Source organism: Leifsonia sp. 563 (genome assembly GCF_040545055.1).
Classification (GTDB): domain Bacteria; phylum Actinomycetota; class Actinomycetes; order Actinomycetales; family Microbacteriaceae; genus Leifsonia.
Window position 1 is genome coordinate 855811 of the sequence record NZ_JBEPLE010000001.1, and the last position, 19748, is coordinate 875558.

The window sequence follows — 19748 nt, forward strand, 5'->3', positions numbered from 1 at the left end:
CGGTACGAAGGCGCCGTCAGGCGACGGGAGCGGGGACCAGTTCGCGCGTCGGCGCGACCTTGGCAGCCGCGGTCTTCACCCGCGGCTTGGGCGTCGCGGCTGCGGCGGCCGCGGCGGGTGCCGGGACGGCGACCGGGAGCGCGGGGAACGTCGGGATCGGCGCGGTCTCGGCCGGCCCTGCGTTCGTGGCGAACTCCTTGAGCCACGGCAGCAGCTCGGGCCCGAGATCCTCGCGGGCGACGGCCATCTGCACGATCGCCTTCAGGTAGTCGAGCCGGTCGCCGGTGTCGTAACGGCGGCCGCGGAAGATGACGCCGTGCACGCCGCCCGTCCAGGCGGGAGCGGTCGCGAGCCCTTCAAGCGCATCCGTCAGCTGGATCTCGCCGCCCTTGCCCGGCTCCGTCTTCTCCAGGATGTCGAAGATCTCGGGCCGCAGGACGTACCGCCCGATGACCGCGTAGTTCGACGGCGCGTTCTCGCGACTGGGTTTCTCGACGAGGCCGGTGATCCGCACCACGTCGTCATCGTCCGTCTCGACCACCGCGGCGGCGCCGTAGAGGTGGATGGACTCCGGCGGCACCTCCATCAGGGCGACGACGGTCGTGTTGAGCGCGTGCTGCACTTCGAGCATCCGCGCGAGCAGCGGGTCGCGCGCGTCGATGATGTCGTCGCCGAGGAGCACCGCGAACGGCTCGTGCCCGATGTGCATCTTGGCGCGGAGCACCGCGTGACCGAGGCCCTTCGGGTCGCCCTGCCGCACGTAGTGCATGTCGGCGAGGGAGGTCGAGTAGCTGACCTTGAGGAGCTTGTCGCGGTCGCCCTTCTTCTCGAGGGCGTCCTCCAGCTCCGCGTTGCGGTCGAAGTGGTTCTCGAGCGCGTTCTTGTTGCGGCCGGTGATGAGGAGCACGTCGTTGAGGCCCGAGGTGACGGCCTCCTCGACGACGTACTGGATGGCCGGCTTGTCGACCACCGGGAGCATCTCCTTCGGCATGGCCTTGGTCGCGGGCAGGAAGCGCGTTCCCAATCCCGCCGCCGGAATAACCGCCTTCGTCACGTAACTGGTCATGGTCGTTCTCCTTGTCTTCCTCGCCGAGGTGCACGTTGTTGTGGCCGACACGCCGTGCGACTGCGCAACAACGTGCACCTCGACGAAAGGTGGGGGCGAGGTCGGGTCAGCGGACGGGGGCGAGGGCGGCGAGGTCGTCGGCCAGCGGGGCGAGCTCGGGCACGGTGCCCATCGCGAGCACGCTCCAGCCGGCGCGGTTCCAGGCGGCGGCGTCGAGGCAGTTGCGGCCGTCGATGACCGTCCGGCCCCGGACCAGTTCGCGCAGGGCGGCCGGGTCGGCGGTCGTGAACTCGTCCCACTCGGTCAGCACGACCGTCAGGTCGGCTCCGGTGAGCGCCTCGTCCATCGAGTCGGCATACCCGAGGGTGGGATAGAGCCGCTGGGCGGTCTCTCGGGCCTGCGGGTCGTAGACGACGACCTGCGCACCGCGGAGGTGCAGGGCGGCGGCGACGTTGAGGGCGGGCGAATCGCGCACGTCGTCCGTGTGCGGCTTGAAGGCCGCACCCAGCACGCCGATACGACGGTTGAGCACCGAACCCCCGAGCGCCTTCAGCGCCAGGTCGATGACCCGCTGACGGCGACCCATGTTGATCTCGTCCACCTGCTGCAGCAGGCCGACCGCGGCGTGCGCTCCCAGCTCGTTGGAGCGGTACATGAGAGCACGGATGTCCTTCGGCAGGCACCCGCCTCCGAAACCGAGGCCGGCGTTGAGGAACTGGCGGCCGATCCGCACATCATGGCCGAGGGCGTCCGCCAGCAGCGAGACGTCCGCCCCGGCTGCGTCGCAGACCTCGGCGATCGCGTTGATGAACGAGATCTTCGTGGCCAGGAACGCGTTTGCGCTGACCTTCACCAGCTCCGCCGTCGGCAGGTCGGCCACGAGGACCGGGCAGCCCTCGGAGATCGGCTTCTCGTAGATGCGGCGGAGGGTGGCCTCGGCCTTCGCGGAGGTTCCTCCGAACACGAGACGGTCGGGCGAGAGGGTGTCGTCCACCGCCTTGCCTTCGCGCAGGAACTCGGGATTCCAGACGAGCTCGACGTCGATCCCCGCGGGCACGGCGTCCGCGATGATCGCGCGGAGCCGCGCGCCCGTCCCGACCGGCACCGTCGACTTGCCCACGATGAGCCCATCGTGGGTGAGGTTCTCGGCGATGCCGCGGGCCGCAGCCTCCACGTAGGAGAGGTTGGCCGCGAACGAGCCCGACTGCTGGGGCGTTCCGACGCAGATGAAGTGCACATCGGAGACGGCGACGGCCTCGGCGAGGTCGGTCGTGAACGTGAGACGCCCTGCGGCGACGTTCCGGCGGATGAGCTCCGGCAGGCCGGGCTCGAAGAACGGAGCGCGTCCCTCCTTCAGCTCCTCGACCTTGCGCGGGTCGGTGTCGACGCCGACGACGTCGAAGCCGAGCTCGGCCATGGCGGCCGCGTGGGTGGCGCCGAGGTAGCCGGTGCCGATCACGCTGATGCGGGGAGCGGGCTGGTCCTTGGACTTCTTGGGAGCGGTCATGGCGATCGTCCTTTCTGGTGGTCAGGGAGCGGGAGTGAGGGCGAAGTCGTCCTCAGGTCTGGTCAGGCCGGTGATGAAGGCGGAGAGCGAGTCCGCCCGGGAGTCGATGCGCCAGTCGTTGGTGGCGCGGACGCCTTCGACGTAACTGGTCACAGCGAGGTTGAACCAGGAGAAGCCGATGATGTCGTCGTTCTCCGGTTTCGCGAGCGCCTGGAAGAAGGACGTGATCCAGGCGGCCTTGTGGCCTTCCGTCTCCGACGCCCCGACCTCGGCGAGGATGATCGGCTTGCTCGTGATGGAGCGCAGCTCGTTCAGGCTCGCTTTGAACGTGTAGTCGAAGCTGAAGTCGTTGTCGGGCTTGTACGGCGGGCGCAGGTAGCCGGAGAGTCCGACCCAGTCGACGTACGCGTCGCCCGGGTACAGCGACTCGAGGTAGCCGGGCGCCTTGTGCGTGGCGGGCAGGTTGTTGACGATGTTCGGCGCCCAGACCCAGACGACCAGGTTGTTGGCGCCCTCCTGCTGGAAGACGTCGTGGACGTGACGCCACATCTTCACGTAGTCGCCCGCGCTGTTGCCGTTGATCGAGTTGCCCTGGCCGTCGGTCTCGGACCAGGGATACCAGACGCCGTTCATCTCATGGTCGAGGCGGATCGCCAGCGGCAGTCCGGTGGCCACGATGTCCTTGGCGTACTGGTGCAGGTACGAGTCGAAGTCGCCGCGGATGATGTTCGGCAGCGAGTACGCCGGAGCATTGACAGTGTCGTTGCCCGCGTCGATGGGACGCGACTCCCACGTCATCATCGGCATCCGGCCCTGCTGCCAGGAACGGGTGACCGCGTTGGCACGGAAGGTCTCATCCCAGCCGCTGAAGTAGCCGACCATGTTGGGCGAGACGCCGACCTTCGAGCTGGTGGCGTCGAAGGTGGCCCAGTTGAACGGAGCCTGCTCGGTGTACATGCCGTAGTAGCGCTTGGCGGGATTGAGCAGGTCGGCGCGGGCCGGCGCGGTGATCGGCGCGGCGGCGTCCCCGCCGGACGACCCGGACGAACCGGAGCCGCTGTGGCCGGAGGCGGTGGAGCCCGACGCGGTCGAGCCGGAGGTGCCCTTCGCCTGGGCGGCGGACAGCTGCGCCTTCACGCTCGCGAGCTGGCTCTCCGCCGCAGCGGCCTTCTGCTGGGCGGTGGCGAGCTGCTTGGCCGCAGCGGCCTGGGCCGCCAGCGTCGCCTTCTGCAGCGCGGTCAGCTTGCCCTTCTGCGAGGCGATCGTCTCGGTGGCCTTGTCGAGGTTGCGCTTGAGTTCGGCGTTCTGAGCCGCGAAGGGCGTCACGGCCGTTGCCGCCTGGTCGACGGCCTTGCGGAGCGGAGCACCGGTCGGCGAGACCCAGACGTAGGCGGAGATCCCGACGAGGACGGCCGTGAGCACGAGGGCGGCCACGGCGGTCGCCTGCGAGCGGGACTTGGACTGGGACCACCAGGCGGCGGCCCGTGCGGGGGCGGTCTGGTCAGACAAGGAAGAGAGCCTCCAGGGTCAGGATCGCGATTCCGATCAGATACGGGATGGCGGCGAGCGGGTTGAGCTTGCGGCGGCTGGCCTTCTTGGCCTTGGGGGCGGGAGCGGTCGCTGCCGCCTTGACCTCGGCGCGCGTCGCGAGCTGCGTGCGGGTGGCCAGCGCGGTCGCGGTGGTCATGCCGCCGACGGAGTCCGGCAGCACGGCGGGCGTGTGACCCGACGGAGCGCCCGCGGTGGCGTGCGCCGCGATCTCCTCCTCTGAGCTGATCTCGCCCGGACCGCCGGCGTAGGCGCCGGCGCGGGTGCCCCATCCACTGGCGTGCGCCATCCGGAAGAACCCGATCAGGCGGATCGGCATGAGGAAGAACGTCGACACGATGATGAACACCGGCAGGCGGAAGAAGTCGCTGGGCTTCTCGGAGAGGTGGCGGATCTGCCGGATGGACATGCTGATCACCGAGGACGCGACCATCAGGGCCACGACGGTGAGGATGCCGCCCTCGATCCCGTAGGACTTCAGGAAGCCCTCGTAGAAGTTGTAGCCGCCGCCGGTGATCGAGCGGTAGATCCAGCCGCCGATGACTCCGGCCAGCATGAACGGGAGGATGATGTCCATCACGAAGAAGAACGCCAGCACCGGGGCGTGCCCGAGCATCCACGGGAGCATGCGGAGGGTGTTGTACTGGCTGCCTCGCGCCCAGCGGAGCTGCTGCTTGAAGAGCTTCTTCACCTTCAGCGGGGCGTCCGTGTAGACGAGGCTGGTGTGCTGGTAGACGGTGCGGTAACCCTCCTTCAGCGTGAGGTTCGTCAGCGTCCGGTCGTCGGAGACCTCGAGAAAGACGCCGAGGAACTTCTCGGTCATGAACTTGTCCATGACCCGCATCAGGATCGAGCGGCGGAAGGCGATGGTCCGGCCGGGGAGGCAGCCGATCTGGCCCACGACGCTCTGCGCGGGCATCGAGTAGAGCGCCCGCGAGTTCTCCAGCCAGTCCGCCCAGCGGGTGATCCAGCTGCGGGTGGGCTCCAGGATGCGCTGCTTCGTGGTCACGCCGCCGACGCGGTCGTCCGCGAACGGCTTGACCAGCTCCGCCAGCGTTCCCTCGGTCCAGATCGTGTCGGAGTCGACGAGGACCGTGATCTCGCCGGTCGACATCTTGGTGCCGATCATGACGGCGTTGCGCTTGCCCGGGATGGGCGTGTGGACCCAGCGCACCAGCGGCGCGAACTCCTCGCACACCTCGGCGAGCTCGGGGTTGGGGGCGCCGTTGATGACGACGATGATCTCGCCGGGCTTCTGCTCGACCATGCGGCCGAGGACGTCGCGGAACAGGTCGAGCGGCTCGTCCACGACCGGGACGACCACGCTGGTCGTCCCGTGGAACTCGCCGGTGTAGGCGCGGTAGCGGCGGGACATGAGCACTTTGACGATCCAGATGACCCAGATCAGTGCCGAGTAGATCGCGAAGAGGTAGAACTCGGGGTGCCCGCCCAGCATGTGGCGGAGCTGCAACAGGAAGATGAACACGGACGGGACCTCTCACGGTGGGGTGGGGGTGGCATCCACAGCACTGGGGATCTGGTCGGGTTCGGGTGAGGTCAGTTCTACGGGGCGTGGGAGCGCCCCCGCAAGTGGGGGTGGAACGGGCATCCTCAGCGTGTCGCGCCGTCCCCCTCGGGGTGGTGTCCGCAGACACGCGGACAGCCGGAATGGCATGCGGGATGAGCACCTCTCGACGGGAGGCGTGAGGCAGAGAGGCCGATCAGCGGACAGAAATGCATGGAACTCGACTTCACCCCAGGGTGAAGCGCGGCACGCCCGGGATGCTCGAATCTTGTACCCCGGAGGAGGGGCGTCGGGGGGCACTCTGAATGTTACGAACTTTTACACGTGCGACATGTGCCGTTCACACGGAACGCCCGTCGGCACTTGTGTGCCGACGGGCGTTCGCCCCCTGTCTCCCCCGGGTCAGTCGCGCCGCAGCTCCCTGCCGTGGACCGTCACCGCGTAGATGATGAGGAGGTCGACGGTCACCATCGCGATCGACCACCACGGCTGGGCCGGGAACGCGATCAGCTGCCCGATGGCGTGCAGCGCCGCGACGAACACCGCGAAGATGCGGGCCCACAGGGCACCGCGCATCAGGGACAGGCCGGCGATCAGCATCAGCAGACCGAGCACGATCGACCACCAGCCCCACGCCGTGAGACTGAACGTCTGGATGCCCGACGACGACACGAAATAGCCGGTCGAGGGGCCGAGCAGCGCGACGATCCCGTAGAACACATCGAGGATCGCGGCGATGAGCAGGAGTACCGCTGCGAACAGCGCCCATCCCACCCATCCGGAACGGACTTGCACCTCGGACATCGCATCCACCTCTCGATCTGGACCACCCAACCTGCGGTCGAGCACAGCATCGCGTGCGCTGCGTCGTCGCGGATAGACAGCGGGAATTTCCTCGAATCCGATGCGTTTACATGTGTATAGCCAGGCAATGGAGCCGGTAGACCCCGTACCAACACCCCGGAGGAGTTCCATGTCCATCGCCGAAGCCACTGCGCGCGTCGCCGAGACGTCCGCCCCGCTGCTGCCCGCGCTCGCCGAGCGCTGGAGCCCTCGTGCCTTCGACCCGTCGATCGGGATCGACGACATCACGCTGCGCTCCGCCCTCGAGGCGGCGCGCTGGTCGCCGTCGGCCGCGAACACGCAGCCGTGGCGCTTCATCGTCGCCCGGCGCGGCACCGAGGCCTTCGACACGATCGTCGCCAACCTGGCCGGCTTCAACACCGTGTGGGCCGGATCCGCTTCCGTCCTGATCGTCGCGGCCGCCGAGGTCGTCGACGAGGAGGGCAAGGAGCGCCGGTGGGCGACCTACGACCTCGGTCAGGCCGTCGCGCACCTGACGATCCAGGCGCACCACGACGGGCTCCACGCGCACCAGATGGGCGGATTCGACGCCGACGCACTGCGTGAGGCCTTCCAGCTCGGCGAGCGCTTCGTGCCGGTCTCCGTCACCGCACTGGGAGTGCTCGGCGACGCCGAGACGCTGCCCGAGCCGCTGCGGACGCGCGAGGCCGCGCCGCGCACCCGCCGCCCGCTCGACGAGATCGCCGAAGTGCACGGCTGATCCGCTCCGGACCGCAAACGACACGGCGCCCGCCGGGATGTGTTCATCCCCCGGCGGGCGCCGTTCTGTCTGCGTCGACGCTTACGGCCGCACGAGCGTCTTGATGGCGCGGCGCTCGTCCATCGCCGCATACGCCTCGGCGATGTCGGTCAGCGGCACCTCGAGGTCGAACACGCGACCCGGCTCGATGGCGCCCGACCAGACGTCCTGCAGCAGGTCCTCCACGTAGTTCCGCACGGGCGCGACCCCGCCGTTGACGCCGATGTTGCTCTGGAACAGCGGGCGGACCGGCAGCTCCGGGCCCCCGTTCGGCACGCCCACGTAGCCGACCGTGCCGCCGGGGCGGGCCGAGCGGATGGCCTGGTCCATCGACTCCTTGGTTCCGACGGCCTCGAGCACGCAGTCCGCTCCGATCCCGTCGAACAGCTCCTTCACGGCGGCGACACCGGCGTCGCCGCGCTCGGCGACGATGTCCGTCGCGCCGAACTCGCGGGCGAGCGCCTGGCGCGTCTCGTGCCGCGACATGGCCACGATCCGCGACGCCCCCAGCCGGGCGGAGGCCAGCACAGCGCACAGCCCGACCGCGCCGTCGCCGACCACGACGACCGTGCTCCCCTCAGTGACCCCGGCGGAGACCGCGGCGTGGTGGCCGGTGCCCATCACATCCGACAGCGTCAGCAGGCTCGGGATGAGCTCGGCGCGCGGGTACTCCGGGGTGGCGACGAGGGAGCCGTCGGCGTGCGGAACGCGCACGTACTCGCCCTGGCCGCCGTCGGCGAAGCCGCCGATGCGGTCCTGCGAACCCCACCAGCCGCCGTGCAGGCACGACGTGCTGACGCCATTGCGGCAGTTCACGCACGTCATGTCGCAGTCGTAGAACGGGGCGATGACGAAGTCGCCGGGCCGGATGGTGCGGACGTTCTCGCCCACCTCCTCCACCACACCGACGAACTCGTGGCCGATCCGCCGCGGCTCGTCGGTCGGGGTCACGCCCCGGTACGGCCACAGGTCGCTGCCGCAGACGCACGCGGCGACGACGCGGACCACGGCGTCGAGGCCGTCGGATCCGGAGCCGGTGTAGAGGGTGGGAGTGGGGACGTCTTCGAGGCGCACATCGCGCTCTCCGTGGATGACAGCAGCACGCATGCTTCGAGCCTACGCGAAGGGCCCCCACCCGATCGCCGGATCGGGTAGGGGCCCTTCGTCGTGCGGACTACTCGCGGACGGCGGCGACCGTCAGGTGGTCGGCCTCGCGGTCCAGATCGACCCGGACCAGGTCGCCGTCACGAATCTCGCCGGCGAGCAGAGCGGTGGCGAGACGGTCCTCGATCTCGCGCTGCATCAGCCGGCGGAGCGGGCGGGCGCCGTAGATCGGGTCGTACCCGCGCTCGGCCAGCCACGCCCGGGCGTCCGGGGTGACCGCCAACTCCAGCCGTCGCTCCGTGAGGCGCTGCATCAGGTGGTCGATGCCCAGCTCGACGATCTCGCCCAGCTCCTCCTGCGTGAGCGCGGAGAAGACGACGATGTCGTCGAGACGGTTGACGAACTCCGGCTTGAACGCCTGCCGCACCATCTGCAGCACCGCCTCCTCGCGCTCGGTCGGGGTCAACGTCGGGTCGACGAGGAACTGGCTTCCGAGGTTCGAGGTGAGCACCAGGATGGTGTTGCGGAAGTCGACCGTTCGGCCCTGGCCGTCGGTCAGGCGGCCGTCGTCGAGCACCTGCAGCAGCACGTCGAAGACCTCCGGGTGCGCCTTCTCGACCTCGTCGAGCAGGATCACCGAGTACGGACGGCGACGAACGGCCTCGGTCAGCTGACCGCCCTGCTCGTAGCCGACGTACCCCGGAGGCGCACCGACGAGGCGCGAGACGGAGAACTTCTCGCCGTACTCGCTCATGTCGATGCGGACCATGGCCTTCTCGTCGTCGAACAGGAACGCCGCGAGGGCCTTCGCGAGCTCCGTCTTGCCGACGCCGGTCGGCCCGAGGAACAGGAAGGAGCCGGTCGGGCGGCCCGGATCGGAGATGCCGGCCCGGGTGCGGCGGACCGCATCCGCCACCGCCTGGACGGCCTTCTTCTGGCCGATGATGCGGCGACCCAGCTCGTGCTCGAGGTTGAGCAGCTTCTCGGTCTCGCCCTGGGTGAGGCGGTCGACGGGGATGCCGGTCCACGCCGCCACCACGGCGGCGATGTCGTCGGCCGTGACCTGCTCGTTCACCATACGCGGGTGCTCGTGCTCGGCCTGCTCGGCCTCCGCCAGCTCCCGCTCGATGCCCGGGATGGTCTCGTACTCGATCCGCGACGCCTCCTGGTACCGGCCGTCGCGCAGCGCGACGTCACGCCGGGTCTTGGCCTCCTCCAGCTGCGACCGCAGTTCGCCGACGCGGTTGAGCGACGCCTTCTCGGCACGCCACCGCGCCTGCAGCTCCTCCAGCTGGTCCTCCTGCTGATGGAGGCGCTCACGCAGCTGCGCGAGGCGCTCCTTGCTGGCGTCGTCCTTCTCCTTCTTGAGGGCGAACTCCTCCAGCTTCATGCGCTCGACCTGGCGTTGCAGGGTGTCGATCTCGACCGGGGCCGAGTCGATCTCCATCTTCAGCCGGGAAGCGGCCTCGTCGATCAGGTCGATCGCCTTGTCCGGCAGCTGCCGGGCGGTGATGTACCGGTTCGAGAGGGATGCGGCGGCGACGAGGGCGGAGTCCTCGATGGTCACCCCATGGTGGGCTTCGTAGCGGCCCTTCAGACCACGGAGGATCGCGACGGTGTCCTCCACGGACGGCTCGCCGACGTAGACCTGCTGGAAGCGGCGCTCGAGGGCCGCATCCTTCTCGATGAACTCGCGGTACTCGTTGAGTGTGGTCGCTCCGATGAGGCGCAGCTCACCGCGGGCGAGCATCGGCTTCAGCATGTTGGAGGCCGCGACCGACCCCTCGCCACCGCCGGCACCCATCAGGATGTGCAGCTCGTCGACGAAGGTGATGATCTGGCCCTCGGCGTCGTTGATCTCCTTGAGGACGGCCTTCAGCCGCTCCTCGAACTGGCCGCGGTACATCGCGCCCGCGACGAGCGCGGACAGGTCGAGCGCGACCAGCTGCTTCCCCTTCAGGGAGTCGGCCACGTCCCCCGCGACGATGCGCTGGGCGAGGCCTTCGACGACCGCGGTCTTTCCGACGCCGGGCTCGCCGATGAGCACGGGGTTGTTCTTGGTGCGCCGGGTCAGCACCTGGCTGACACGACGGATCTCGGCATCCCGCCCGATGACCGGGTCGAGCTTGCCGCTCTTGGCGATCTCCGTGAGGTTCACGCCGTACTGTTCGAGAGCGCTCTTCGCCTCCTCCTGCGTGGAGGGCGCACCCTGCATGTTCGCCATGTGGTTCCTTTCCCATTTCTCTGTGGGCAAACTTGAGTCTACTAGGCTCAACTTTGATTGGCGAGGGGATATTCCGTTCAGGAGGCTGTTTTCGTCGGTTCACCGGCATCCGGGGCCGCGTCGAGGCGCCACCGGTCGAGGTCTCCCCAGGCCTCCGCGATGAGTCCGCCGGCCAGCCGGTAGTGGGCGAACTCCTGGATGCGGATGCGGCGCTCGCCATCGGCCGACGTGGCGGTGTCGGTGAGACGGGCGGCGATGCGGTCCCCGTCGACCACGAGCTCCTCGAGCGTCCACCGGAAGTCGGGGAACAGCTCGACGACCCCGGCCAGCCCCGCGCCGTACTCGTGGATGCCGACGCGCACGCCGTTGACGTGAACGTCCGGCGCGACGAACGCATCCAACTCGCCGAAGCGGTGCTCGTTGCAGCGGTCGAGGTAGTGCCGGTAGCGCTCCTCGACGACCGCGCGGTCGTCTGCTGGTTCGGCATCCATGCCGCGCATTCTGGCACGGTGAACGCTTCGCGTCCGCCCCTGGCGTGCCTCCGTCCGGTGTCGGAGGCGGCGCATAGGATCGCATCTCGTGCGCCAGACGGATCAGGAACGGACGAGGCGGAGGCTGTCCGCCTCCGCCGCGCTTGTGGCCGCCGCGTTGCTCCTGACCGGATGCTCCGTCGTCGTGAGCGCCGCGGAGCCGGCGGGCACGGTTGCGACTCCGCCGGCGGCCGTGCCAGCGTCCGCGGCACCGGCCGGCTCGATCGACGCCCGAGCCCTGCTGGCCACGCTCCCGGTCAAGGGAAAGGCGCCGAAGACCGGCTACGACCGGGTCGGCGACTTCGGCCCGGCGTGGGATCTGCCCGGGCAGGCCTGCTCGACGCGGGACCTCATCCTCGCCCGCGACCTGACCGACATCGTCCGGGACGGCCCCTGCAAGGTCACCTCCGGCACCCTCCACGACCCGTACACCGGGAAGACGATCAGCTTCCGCCGCGGCGTCGCGACCTCGGCCGAGGTGCAGATCGACCACCGCGTCCCGCTCGCGAACGCCTGGCAGACCGGCGCGCAGCAGCTCACGTTCGAGCAACGCCGGCAGTTCGCGAACGACCCGCTGAACCTCGTCGCCGTCGACGGCCCGACGAACGCGAAGAAATCCGACGGGGATGCCGCCACCTGGCTGCCGCCGGTGAAGCCGTACCGATGCGAGTACGTGGCGGCGCAGGTCGCCGTCAAGGCTCGGTACCACCTGTGGGTCGCGCCCGCCGAGCACGACGCGATCGACCGCATCCTGGCGGGATGCGCGCCCGTGATGGTGCCTCAGCCCGGCGCCGCGACGCCCACGGAGCGGTAGCCTGTCGCCATGGTGGATCCGGCCGACCTGCGCGTGGTGCTGATGGACAGCCAGACGGCCGCGACCCTGGCCCAGGTGCTGCCGCTCCTGCTGCTGACCCTGATGGTGGAGCTGCGGCGCGTGGAGGTGCACCGCCGCGGCCACAACGTCCGGACGACCCGCGTGCTGCTCGGCCTGTTCTTCGTCGCGTTCGGCGTCGTCGAGACGGTGTTCGTCCTCTCGATCGACGGGGCGCTCATCCCCTTCACGTGGAGCGACCTCATCGCGGCACTCAGCATCTTCGCCCTGCTGGCGCTGCTCTTCGTCCTGTCCCTGCTCGACTCGCCGTCGCGCCGCAAGCACGACGAGGCGTGACGGGGGCGTCGCCGAGCCGCAGGCGCTGCGCTCATCGGGACTGATGCCGCCTTCTGTAACTGACCCACGCCACGGTGACAGCCAGGGCGACAGCCGCGAGAACAGTCCCGGCGCTGGAGAGTTGTCCGGTGAGGTCGGGGTCGCTTCCGATCTGCGAGATTCCGATCACCAGGAGCGTGGCCGCCGACCCGGTGAGGATCCCGACCAGGAGCAGCGTAAGCCGATCGATCATGGGCACAGTCACCGCCCTCTCTACTGGGCCCAGCATACGAATCCGGCGAACGCCAGTTCTACGCCGGTCCCGTTCTTGCTACAGGCATCGATCGACCACACGCTGTATTGGAGGAGGGCAGGCACGATGGCCGACACTGCTGCGACGCCCATGGAGGCCGCCGTGGCGATGGTCGCTGCCAATGCCGTCGCGCCGACACCAGCTTGAAGGGCAGCGACGGCTTTCGGGACGACGCAGGAGCTGAAACGCGCATGTCCGCCCAAATAGTCGGTCCAGATTCTGTTCTGGCCGCGGCAGGCAGCCAAGGCGGCGATCCGAACGGGCATTTGTGTCAGGGATGTCGGATTCGGCGCATTCCGGACTACGCCTCCAGCGAGCTGTACGCCCTGCGCCCATTCCCGGGCCACGGTCTCGTCGGCACCGCTCCGCACGGCGAGAGCGTAATCGAACTCTCCGTTCGCCGTGGCCTCTTCGATCGCTGCGCTGCTGGATGACAGAGCAGCCAGCTCGGCCTGCTGCGCCGACGGTAGTGAGGCCGCGGACTCGGCGTCCGGGATGACGGGGACGGTCGTGCCGGAATCGGATCCGACTGCGCGCGCGGCGCTGGGAGACGCATCGGCGGGAGCTGCTACGGCAGCAACGAAACCCATGGCCATCACAGCTGCGGCTGCAGCAAAAGCTGCGCGCCGGCTCATAGACTGCAATCCTCGAAAGCGCATCTCACGTTCCTCTCGTCGTTGAAAGGACGTCGATCGCGAGTTCGTGCAGCCCTGGAGGCCCGTGCGTCGCGTCAACGATTCCTCGCTCCACACTGGCTGCGTCGATCGCGAAGAAGGAAACTCGGCCATACGTGATCCTTTCGACCGCGAGGTCGTGAAGCAGCGAGCGACTGCCACATTCATCGCTTCGAAACCAGGCTTCACCAGGGAATTGATGCGCCGTGGCAGCGCGCAGAAGGGAGAGCTCGCAGCGTCTGCGACACCCGCAATAGCGGACATCGAGAGGACGCCCAACGCACGCACCTGCCGGAGCTCGAGCGAAGGCGCTCGTCTCGCTTCGGCTCCGGGTCAGCGCAGCGTCACCGACGCACGCGATAGCGCAGGTGGAGCACGCCGTCCCCCTGCACGATCTCCTCCGGTCCCTCGAGGAGGTGCTGCGCTGCGACGGACCCGAAGAAGCGCTTCCCGGCGCCGAGCACGACAGGTGCCACATCCATCCGGACCTCGTCGATCAGACCCGCGGCGAGCGCCTGGCCGCCCACATCTCCCGCCGCGACCTCGACCACGCGGTCGCCCGCGAGCTCCTGGGCGGTGCGCATCGCGGCCTCGATGCCGTCGACGAACGTGAACGGAGCGTCGGGGAACCAGCCCTCCGGCCTGCCCCGGTGGGTCACGACGACGACGTGCTCGACGCCGCCCGGGGGCGTCCCGTCCCACCCGTCGGTCATGTCGAAGACGTGACGGCCGACGATCGTCACCCCGATCCCATCCCAGTAGGGCCGGACGTAGTCGTACGAGGCCTGCGACACCTTCAGCACGCCGCTGTCGTCCAGCGGCACGTCGCCGCCGAGCAGCCAGTCGAACAGCGGACCGGGCTGGTCGCCGTCATCGGCGATGAAGCCGTCCACCGACACGGATGCGTACAGCACGGTCTTGCCCACGATGCCCCTCCTCTTTCGCTGCCCTCACGCTAGCGGTCGAGCAGACAAAGCACTGGTAGTGACGCTACCGGTAGTGTTACTATCAGAGCGTGCTGATCACCGAACTCGCCGAACGCTCCTCGACTCCCGCCGCCACGATCAAGTACTACGTGCGGGAAGGGCTGCTGCCCGCGGGCGAACGCGTGGGCGGCAACCGCACCATCTACAGCGAAGAGCACGAGCGTCGGCTGCGGCTGATCCGCGCCATGCTCGAGGTGGGCAAGCTGTCCATCGCCTCCGTCAAGACCATCCTGAACGCACTGGATGAGCCGGGCGCCCCTATCGCCCACACGTTCGACGTCGCGCAGCAGGCGCTCTCGCGCTCCGCCGTCTCGGACGTCGCCGAACCGACACCCGAGGCACTGGCGCGAGTGGATGCGGTGGCCGCCCGCGCCGGATGGACCGACTGCGAGGACAACATCGGCCACGAGATCGCCGCGCGCGTGATCGACGCGTTCGCCGGCTCGGGGTTCCCCCTTCCTGACGACTATCTCGATCGCTACGCCGCCGCCGCGCGCATCCACGCCGAAGCCGACCTGGGCGCGGTCGCCACCCTGCCCGACCCGTCGCGCATGACCGAGCTCATGGTGATCGGCACCGTGCTCGGCGACACCCTCTCGCTCGGACTGCGACGAATGGCTCAGGCCGTCGTCACCGAAGAAAGTAGAAGCTCATGAAGACCGTCTTCGCCTGGCATCGTCCGTTGATGACGGTCGCCGCCCTGATGATCGTCAGCACGATCGTCTGCCTGGTCGGGCTGCTGGTCGACCCGCATCAGATCACCGGGATGGAGGCGTGGGCCAAGCCGCTCAAGTTCTCCCTGTCCATCCTGCTGTACAGCGTGACCTGGGCGTGGCTCATCGCCCACCTGCCGAGATGGCGCCGGATCGCCCACGCCGCGGGGACCGTCGTCGCCGTCGCCCTCATCGTCGAGCAGGTGCTGATCATCGGTGTCGCGGCTGCGGGGACGACCAGCCACTTCAACGTCTCGTCCCCGCTCGCGAGCGCGGTCTGGGGCGTCATGGCGATCTCGATCACCACGCTCTACGTGTGCACCTTCCTCACGACGATCGCCGTGTTCTTCCTGCGGCTGAGCACGCGGTCGACGACCCTCGCCGTGCGCGCGGGCGCCGTGATCGCGCTGGCCGGGATGGGGCTCGCCTACCTGATGACCGGGCCGACGGCGGCGCAGCTGGCCGACTTCCGCGGCATCGCCGGCGCCCACACGGTCGGTCTCGCCGACGGCGGACCGGGTCTCCCGGTGCTGGGGTGGAGCACCGTCGGCGGCGACCTCCGCATCCCGCACTTCATCGGGATGCACGCCCTGCACCTGCTGCCGCTGCTCGCGGTGCTGCTCGGCTGGCTGGGCCGGCGCTGGCGCCCGCTGGCCGACGACCGGGTGCGCACGCGCCTCGTCGTCGTGGCGACCGCGGCCTACGGGGCCGTGCTCGCGCTCGTCACCGTGCAGGCGCTCGCGGGCCAGTCGATCGTCCGCCCCGACGGCGTCTTCCTCGCCGCCGGCTGGACGATCGCCCTCACAGCGCTCCTGGCCGCGGCCGCCATCCTCACCTTCCGCCCGCGTCCCCTCCCGTCCCCCACCGTCGCCCCCGCCTAACCCCCACCGTCGAGTACGCACAAATTGCACGCTCCCGGCTCCGGGGACGTGCAATTTGTGCGTACTCGACGGGGGGCGGAGGGGTCAGCGAGCGGCGGGGTCGCGGTCGTCGACGTTGGCGGGGGCGGCGGCGTCGAGCTCGTCGGGGAGTTCGAGCGGGCGGCGCGTGTAGTACCCGCGCGCCTTGCGGTAGAAGAGCGCGATCGGCACGACGCCGAGGACGATCAGCCCGAGCCCGAGGATGTTGACGACGATCGCGTCGTCCTGGAAGTTCTGCACGATCCCCATCACGAACATCACGCCCATGAAGACCGCACCGGCGGCCGGCCAAAGCCCGATGAGGAGGAAGTTCTTGACCGACTTCAGGAGCACCTTCCGGTAGGCGACCACCACGGCCACTCCGGCGAGCGTGTAGTAGAACGCGATCTGGATGCCGATGGACAGGATGGCGTTGTTCATGATCTCGCCGACGTTGCCGACGAAGTTCGATCCGACGAACAGCACGATCGACACTCCGACGACGACCAGCGTCGCGAAGGCCGGCGTGCGCCACTTCGGGTGGATGCGCCCGAACGCTTTCGGGATGGTGTTGTCGCGTCCCATCGAGAACAGCGTCCGGGTGACCTGGATGAGCGTCGTCTCCAGCGTCGCGATGGTCGACAGCGCGACGGCGATCACCAGCACCTTTCCGCCGATGCCCGGCCACACGGCGTCGCCGAGCACGGACAGCACGTTGGCGCTGTGCTCCTCGATCGTCTTCTGCGGCAGGATCACCAGCGTCGCGATCGTGAAGATCTCGAACAGCAGGAAGACGATGATGACGCCGATGATGCCCGCCGACCCGGCGTTCTTGTGGCCGTCCTTCGTCTCCTCGTTGAGGTTGGCGGACACATCCCAGCCCCAGAAGTAGAACGCCGCGACCAGCGCCGCCGACACGAAGACGCCCTGGCCGGTGAGGTGCTGGAAGCCCAGCCAATCCCACGAGAACGACGGCCCGGCGTGGGCAGATGTCGCCGCCCGCACGATCATCAGCACCGCGAACAGCACGAGGATGCCGACCTCGATGACCGACATGATCCACTGCGCCCGCGCGGTGACGTGCACGCCGAACAGCACGCACGCCGCCATGACGAGGAACCAGAGCGCGCCGACACCGGTGATGAGCGAAACGTTCTCGGCCTGCTCCGGAGCGAACAGCGTGACCGTCATGGCCCCGGCGGGCAGGGCGCCCGCGACCATGAAGATCGTCGCCGAGATGACCAGCGCCCAGCCGGAGAGGAAGCCGAGGATGGGGTGGAGCGCCCGCGCGACCCACGAGTAGGCGGCGCCCGCGTTCACGTCGAGCCGTCCGAGGTACAGGAACGCCCAGGCGATGCCGAGCATCGGGATGCCGCACCACAGCAGCGCGGCGGGCGCGCCGAGCGCGGCCGCTCCCACGAGCGTCGCGGTGGTGGCCGCGATCGAGTAGGCCGGCGCACTGCCCGCGACGGCCATCACGATGGACCCGGCGGCGCTCACACCATCGGCCGCAAGGCCGTGGTGGTCTCCCCTGTGCTGGTCGGCGCCGCCTTCGTGCGAGGCATCCGGCCGGGAACTGGTCTGCGTCATTGCTCTCCCTGGCTTCGAGGTTCACTGGTCGACGGGCGGGGGCGCGACGTCGGTGTGCGACAGGGGGACGTTAGCAACATCCGGCCTGAAGGACAAGCGAATGACGACGGATTCGGTTGCCGATTTACTGATTGCACCCTGAAAACGTTGTGAATATCCATATCCACAACGGAACGGGTTGCCGTGCATGCCGGACGCCACGCTCCACCCCCGAGCGGGTCGCTTGATCGGCGACGACCGGGATGCCTAGGGTTGCGCATGCCCGACGACGAGGAGACCGCCGCCCCGCCTGCCCGACGCATCTCGCGGCGAGCCCTCATCGGCGGGGTCGCCGGCGGCATTCTCGGCGCGGCGGCCGTCGCGGGCGGTGCGTATGTCGTGCCGCGGATCTTCCGCGGATCGGAGGACGGGCTCCTGGTCGACCGTCTCACCGACCGGAAGGGCTTCACCGTCGCCCACCGCGGCGGCTCCCTCGACTGGCCGGAGATGTCGATGGAGGCGTACCGGAACTCGGTGGCGGCCGGAGTCAACGCCCTGGAGATCTCGCTGGCCCGCACGTCGGACGGCGTCTGGTTCGGGCTGCACGACGAGACGCTCGACCGCACCTCCGGCACCTCAGGATTCGTCGCGGCGGAGCACACCTGGAAGGAGGTCCGGCAGCACCGCATCTCGGCCGCCGAGACGAACGATCCACGCCAGCCTGCCCAGCCGTATCTCCGCTTCGAGGAGCTCATCGCCGCTTACGCCGCGACGCACACGATCTTCGTCGACCCGAAAGTGGTCCCCGTCGAGCACTTCGGCGAGCTGTTCGCGCTCATGGCGACGGTCGACCACCCGACCAACACGTTCGTCGCCAAGGGCTACTGCACCGCCCGCGAGTGGCCCGTGGATGCGCGCGGCCGCGGTTTCCGCACCTGGGGGTATTACTACGGGGCGGAACTCGCCTCCGACCCGCAGCTGTTCGCCTCCACCGCCGAGCGCTGGAGCTGGCTCGGGCTCGACTACAACGGCGGCGAGGATGCCTGGCGGACCTTCACCGGGAGCGGCAAGCCGGTGCTCGCGCACATCGTCCCGTCGCGTGCGGCCGCCGACAAGGCCCGCGGATTGGGCGCCGGGGGGATGGTCGTCTCCGGCGTGCGCGAGGTCCTGCGCAGCTGAGGCGTCCCGTCAGGCCGGCTTGCGCGACGCGGTGACCGTGAACTTCGGGTTGCGGGCGATCTGCCGCGTGGGGCCGACCGCACGCTCGAGCGCCGCGCGGTAGCCGAGGTGCGAGTTCCAGACCGTCCACAGCTCCCCGCCCGGGGCCAGCACCCGGCCGGCGTCGGCGAAGAGCCGGTGCGCGATCCCCGTGTGGACGGCTCCCCCGATGTGGAACGGCGGATTCAGCACCACGAGGTCCGCGGACGCGTCGGGCTGCGACGACAGCCCGTCATCCCGGACGACGGTGACCCGCTCCGCGACGCCGTTGGCCGTCGCGGTCGCAGCGGCCGACGCGACCGCGGCCGCCGACTGGTCGGTGGCGATGACGCGGAGGGCGGGACGCGCCACGGCGAGCGCCGACGCGATCACGCCCGTCCCGCAGCCGAGGTCGATCGCCGTGCGCGCCTCCGGGACGGCCGCATCGAGAACGCCGAGCAGGAAACGCGTTCCGATGTCGATGGACGTCCCCGCGAACGCCGCGCCGTGCGCGCACACCCACAACCCGGTGGCGGTGTCGCGGGCGCGCTCCGGCCAGCGGTCGAGCACGGTGGCGGCGGCGGGATGCGGGTCGCGCACGGTCAGCACGCGCGCCTTCTGCCGCGCGAGGGACGCCTCCACCGAGCCGAAGACCTCGCCGAGCACGTCGTTCATCGCCGTCGTCATGTGCTTCAGCATCCCGCCCGCGTAGACGACGACATCGGCCCTCGCGTGCTCCGCGATCAGTGTCGCGATCTCCTGCAGGGCGTCCAGGCTGCGGGGCAGCCGGAGCACGACGGTACGCGCACCGCGCACGAGCGTCTCGTCGAGCGGCCGGTGCTCGTACGTGCCGGCGAGTTCCAGCTCGGCGGCGTTCGCGTCGAGGGCACGCTCGCCCGTCAGGGCGTCCTGGTGCACGCGGATCTCGCGCGCACCGAGGGCGGCGGCCGCGAGGGTCAGCGCTCCGTAGCCGTCGCCGATCACCACGAGACCCGGTTGCTGCACCGCATCGCCGGCGATGTCGGCCAACAGGCGGTCGGCGGCGTCCGCGGCGAACAGGTTCGGCGCCTCGACATCCGGACGCCGCCGGAGGCGGTCGTACGGGAAATCGGAGGCTGCGGAGGTCACGCCCTCCAGTCAATC

Annotated in this window: 19 protein-coding genes; 6 read left to right on the plus strand and 13 right to left on the minus strand. The window is 69.4% G+C overall.

The annotated features are described in order from the left end of the window. Positions 1-16: 16 nt before the first annotated feature. The 5 genes from galU to ABIC47_RS04205 form a co-directional block, all read right to left on the minus strand. On the minus strand, positions 17-1066 hold the full coding sequence (galU, locus tag ABIC47_RS04185; RefSeq protein WP_029042931.1) for a UTP--glucose-1-phosphate uridylyltransferase GalU: 1050 nt from the start codon (positions 1064-1066) through the stop codon (positions 17-19). A gap of 106 nt (positions 1067-1172) precedes the next feature. Continuing rightward, positions 1173-2573, minus strand: coding sequence for a UDP-glucose dehydrogenase family protein (locus ABIC47_RS04190; RefSeq protein ID WP_018192425.1), 1401 nt, complete (start codon positions 2571-2573; stop codon positions 1173-1175). A 21-nt stretch (positions 2574-2594) separates the two neighbouring features. Then, positions 2595-4082 (minus strand): glycoside hydrolase family 26 protein, encoded by a 1488-nt coding sequence (locus tag ABIC47_RS04195; protein WP_020076562.1) that lies wholly within the window; start codon positions 4080-4082, stop codon positions 2595-2597. After that, a complete protein-coding gene (locus tag ABIC47_RS04200) occupies positions 4075-5607 on the minus strand; it encodes a glycosyltransferase family 2 protein (RefSeq protein WP_018192427.1) in 1533 nt (510 codons plus the stop codon). Before ABIC47_RS04200 ends, ABIC47_RS04195 begins: the two co-directional genes overlap by 8 nt. A 441-nt stretch (positions 5608-6048) precedes the next feature. After that, positions 6049-6450, minus strand: coding sequence for a DUF7144 family membrane protein (locus tag ABIC47_RS04205; protein WP_018192428.1), 402 nt, complete (start codon positions 6448-6450; stop codon positions 6049-6051). Positions 6451-6619: 169 nt separating this feature from the next. Here ABIC47_RS04205 and ABIC47_RS04210 point away from each other — a divergent pair, with 169 nt between their 5' ends. Beyond that, entirely contained in the window at positions 6620-7210 is a 591-nt protein-coding gene (locus ABIC47_RS04210) for a nitroreductase family protein (protein ID WP_018192429.1), read from the plus strand. A gap of 81 nt (positions 7211-7291) precedes the next feature. On the opposite strand, the gene ABIC47_RS04215 is transcribed toward ABIC47_RS04210, so the two are convergent. The 3 genes from ABIC47_RS04215 to ABIC47_RS04225 form a co-directional block, all read right to left on the minus strand. Next, complete coding sequence (locus ABIC47_RS04215; RefSeq protein ID WP_354477489.1) at positions 7292-8356, minus strand: zinc-dependent alcohol dehydrogenase family protein; 1065 nt, start codon at positions 8354-8356, stop codon at positions 7292-7294. A gap of 67 nt (positions 8357-8423) precedes the next feature. Continuing rightward, entirely contained in the window at positions 8424-10577 is a 2154-nt protein-coding gene (locus tag ABIC47_RS04220; RefSeq protein WP_089878363.1) for an ATP-dependent Clp protease ATP-binding subunit, read from the minus strand. 77 nt (positions 10578-10654) lie between these two features. Next, positions 10655-11068 carry an ester cyclase gene (locus ABIC47_RS04225; RefSeq protein WP_354477491.1) on the minus strand — a complete coding sequence of 138 codons (414 nt, stop codon included), beginning with the start codon at positions 11066-11068 and terminating at the stop codon, positions 10655-10657. 88 nt (positions 11069-11156) lie between these two features. Here ABIC47_RS04225 and ABIC47_RS04230 point away from each other — a divergent pair, with 88 nt between their 5' ends. After that, a complete protein-coding gene (locus ABIC47_RS04230; RefSeq protein WP_502910212.1) occupies positions 11157-11921 on the plus strand; it encodes an HNH endonuclease family protein in 765 nt (254 codons plus the stop codon). Between the two features lie 9 nt (positions 11922-11930). Beyond that, the gene (locus ABIC47_RS04235; RefSeq protein WP_018192434.1) at positions 11931-12275 is read left to right on the plus strand and encodes a hypothetical protein; all 345 of its coding nucleotides are present in this window, start codon (positions 11931-11933) and stop codon (positions 12273-12275) included. Between the two features lie 31 nt (positions 12276-12306). Here ABIC47_RS04235 and ABIC47_RS04240 read toward each other — a convergent pair whose 3' ends face one another. From ABIC47_RS04240 to ABIC47_RS04250, 3 genes are all read right to left on the minus strand, one after another. Continuing rightward, complete coding sequence (locus ABIC47_RS04240; RefSeq protein WP_354477493.1) at positions 12307-12507, minus strand: hypothetical protein; 201 nt, start codon at positions 12505-12507, stop codon at positions 12307-12309. 20 nt (positions 12508-12527) lie between these two features. Then, complete coding sequence (locus ABIC47_RS04245; protein ID WP_354477496.1) at positions 12528-13202, minus strand: hypothetical protein; 675 nt, start codon at positions 13200-13202, stop codon at positions 12528-12530. A 383-nt stretch (positions 13203-13585) separates the two neighbouring features. Next, positions 13586-14167, minus strand: a complete 582-nt coding sequence (locus tag ABIC47_RS04250) for a dihydrofolate reductase family protein (protein ID WP_354477499.1) — start codon at positions 14165-14167, stop codon at positions 13586-13588. Between the two features lie 89 nt (positions 14168-14256). On the opposite strand from ABIC47_RS04250, the gene ABIC47_RS04255 reads away from it, so the two are divergent. Beyond that, positions 14257-14883 carry a MerR family transcriptional regulator gene (locus tag ABIC47_RS04255; RefSeq protein ID WP_354477502.1) on the plus strand — a complete coding sequence of 209 codons (627 nt, stop codon included), beginning with the start codon at positions 14257-14259 and terminating at the stop codon, positions 14881-14883. Beyond that, positions 14880-15821, plus strand: a complete 942-nt coding sequence (locus ABIC47_RS04260; protein WP_354477505.1) for a hypothetical protein — start codon at positions 14880-14882, stop codon at positions 15819-15821. The genes ABIC47_RS04255 and ABIC47_RS04260 overlap by 4 nt, the downstream gene beginning before the upstream one ends. A gap of 84 nt (positions 15822-15905) precedes the next feature. On the opposite strand, the gene ABIC47_RS04265 is transcribed toward ABIC47_RS04260, so the two are convergent. Continuing rightward, the gene (locus tag ABIC47_RS04265; RefSeq protein WP_354477508.1) at positions 15906-17429 is read right to left on the minus strand and encodes an APC family permease; all 1524 of its coding nucleotides are present in this window, start codon (positions 17427-17429) and stop codon (positions 15906-15908) included. Positions 17430-17687: 258 nt separating this feature from the next. Between ABIC47_RS04265 and ABIC47_RS04270 the strand changes: the two genes are divergently transcribed. Then, the gene (locus ABIC47_RS04270; protein ID WP_354477511.1) at positions 17688-18587 is read left to right on the plus strand and encodes a glycerophosphodiester phosphodiesterase; all 900 of its coding nucleotides are present in this window, start codon (positions 17688-17690) and stop codon (positions 18585-18587) included. Between the two features lie 9 nt (positions 18588-18596). Here ABIC47_RS04270 and ABIC47_RS04275 read toward each other — a convergent pair whose 3' ends face one another. Then, the gene (locus ABIC47_RS04275; protein ID WP_354477514.1) at positions 18597-19733 is read right to left on the minus strand and encodes a class I SAM-dependent methyltransferase; all 1137 of its coding nucleotides are present in this window, start codon (positions 19731-19733) and stop codon (positions 18597-18599) included. Positions 19734-19748: the final 15 nt, after the last annotated feature.

Coding starts and splice junctions, on each gene's coding strand:
- galU (WP_029042931.1), bottom strand. CDS start 1,066: ATGACCAGTTACGTGACGAAGGCGGTTATTCCGGCGGCGGGATTGGGA.
- ABIC47_RS04190 (WP_018192425.1), bottom strand. CDS start 2,573: ATGACCGCTCCCAAGAAGTCCAAGGACCAGCCCGCTCCCCGCATCAGC.
- ABIC47_RS04205 (WP_018192428.1), bottom strand. CDS start 6,450: ATGTCCGAGGTGCAAGTCCGTTCCGGATGGGTGGGATGGGCGCTGTTC.
- ABIC47_RS04210 (WP_018192429.1), top strand. CDS start 6,620: ATGTCCATCGCCGAAGCCACTGCGCGCGTCGCCGAGACGTCCGCCCCG.
- ABIC47_RS04215 (WP_354477489.1), bottom strand. CDS start 8,356: ATGCGTGCTGCTGTCATCCACGGAGAGCGCGATGTGCGCCTCGAAGAC.
- ABIC47_RS04220 (WP_089878363.1), bottom strand. CDS start 10,577: ATGGCGAACATGCAGGGTGCGCCCTCCACGCAGGAGGAGGCGAAGAGC.
- ABIC47_RS04225 (WP_354477491.1), bottom strand. CDS start 11,068: ATGGATGCCGAACCAGCAGACGACCGCGCGGTCGTCGAGGAGCGCTAC.
- ABIC47_RS04235 (WP_018192434.1), top strand. CDS start 11,931: ATGGTGGATCCGGCCGACCTGCGCGTGGTGCTGATGGACAGCCAGACG.
- ABIC47_RS04240 (WP_354477493.1), bottom strand. CDS start 12,507: ATGATCGATCGGCTTACGCTGCTCCTGGTCGGGATCCTCACCGGGTCG.
- ABIC47_RS04245 (WP_354477496.1), bottom strand. CDS start 13,202: ATGAGCCGGCGCGCAGCTTTTGCTGCAGCCGCAGCTGTGATGGCCATG.
- ABIC47_RS04260 (WP_354477505.1), top strand. CDS start 14,880: ATGAAGACCGTCTTCGCCTGGCATCGTCCGTTGATGACGGTCGCCGCC.
- ABIC47_RS04265 (WP_354477508.1), bottom strand. CDS start 17,429: ATGACGCAGACCAGTTCCCGGCCGGATGCCTCGCACGAAGGCGGCGCC.
- ABIC47_RS04270 (WP_354477511.1), top strand. CDS start 17,688: ATGCCCGACGACGAGGAGACCGCCGCCCCGCCTGCCCGACGCATCTCG.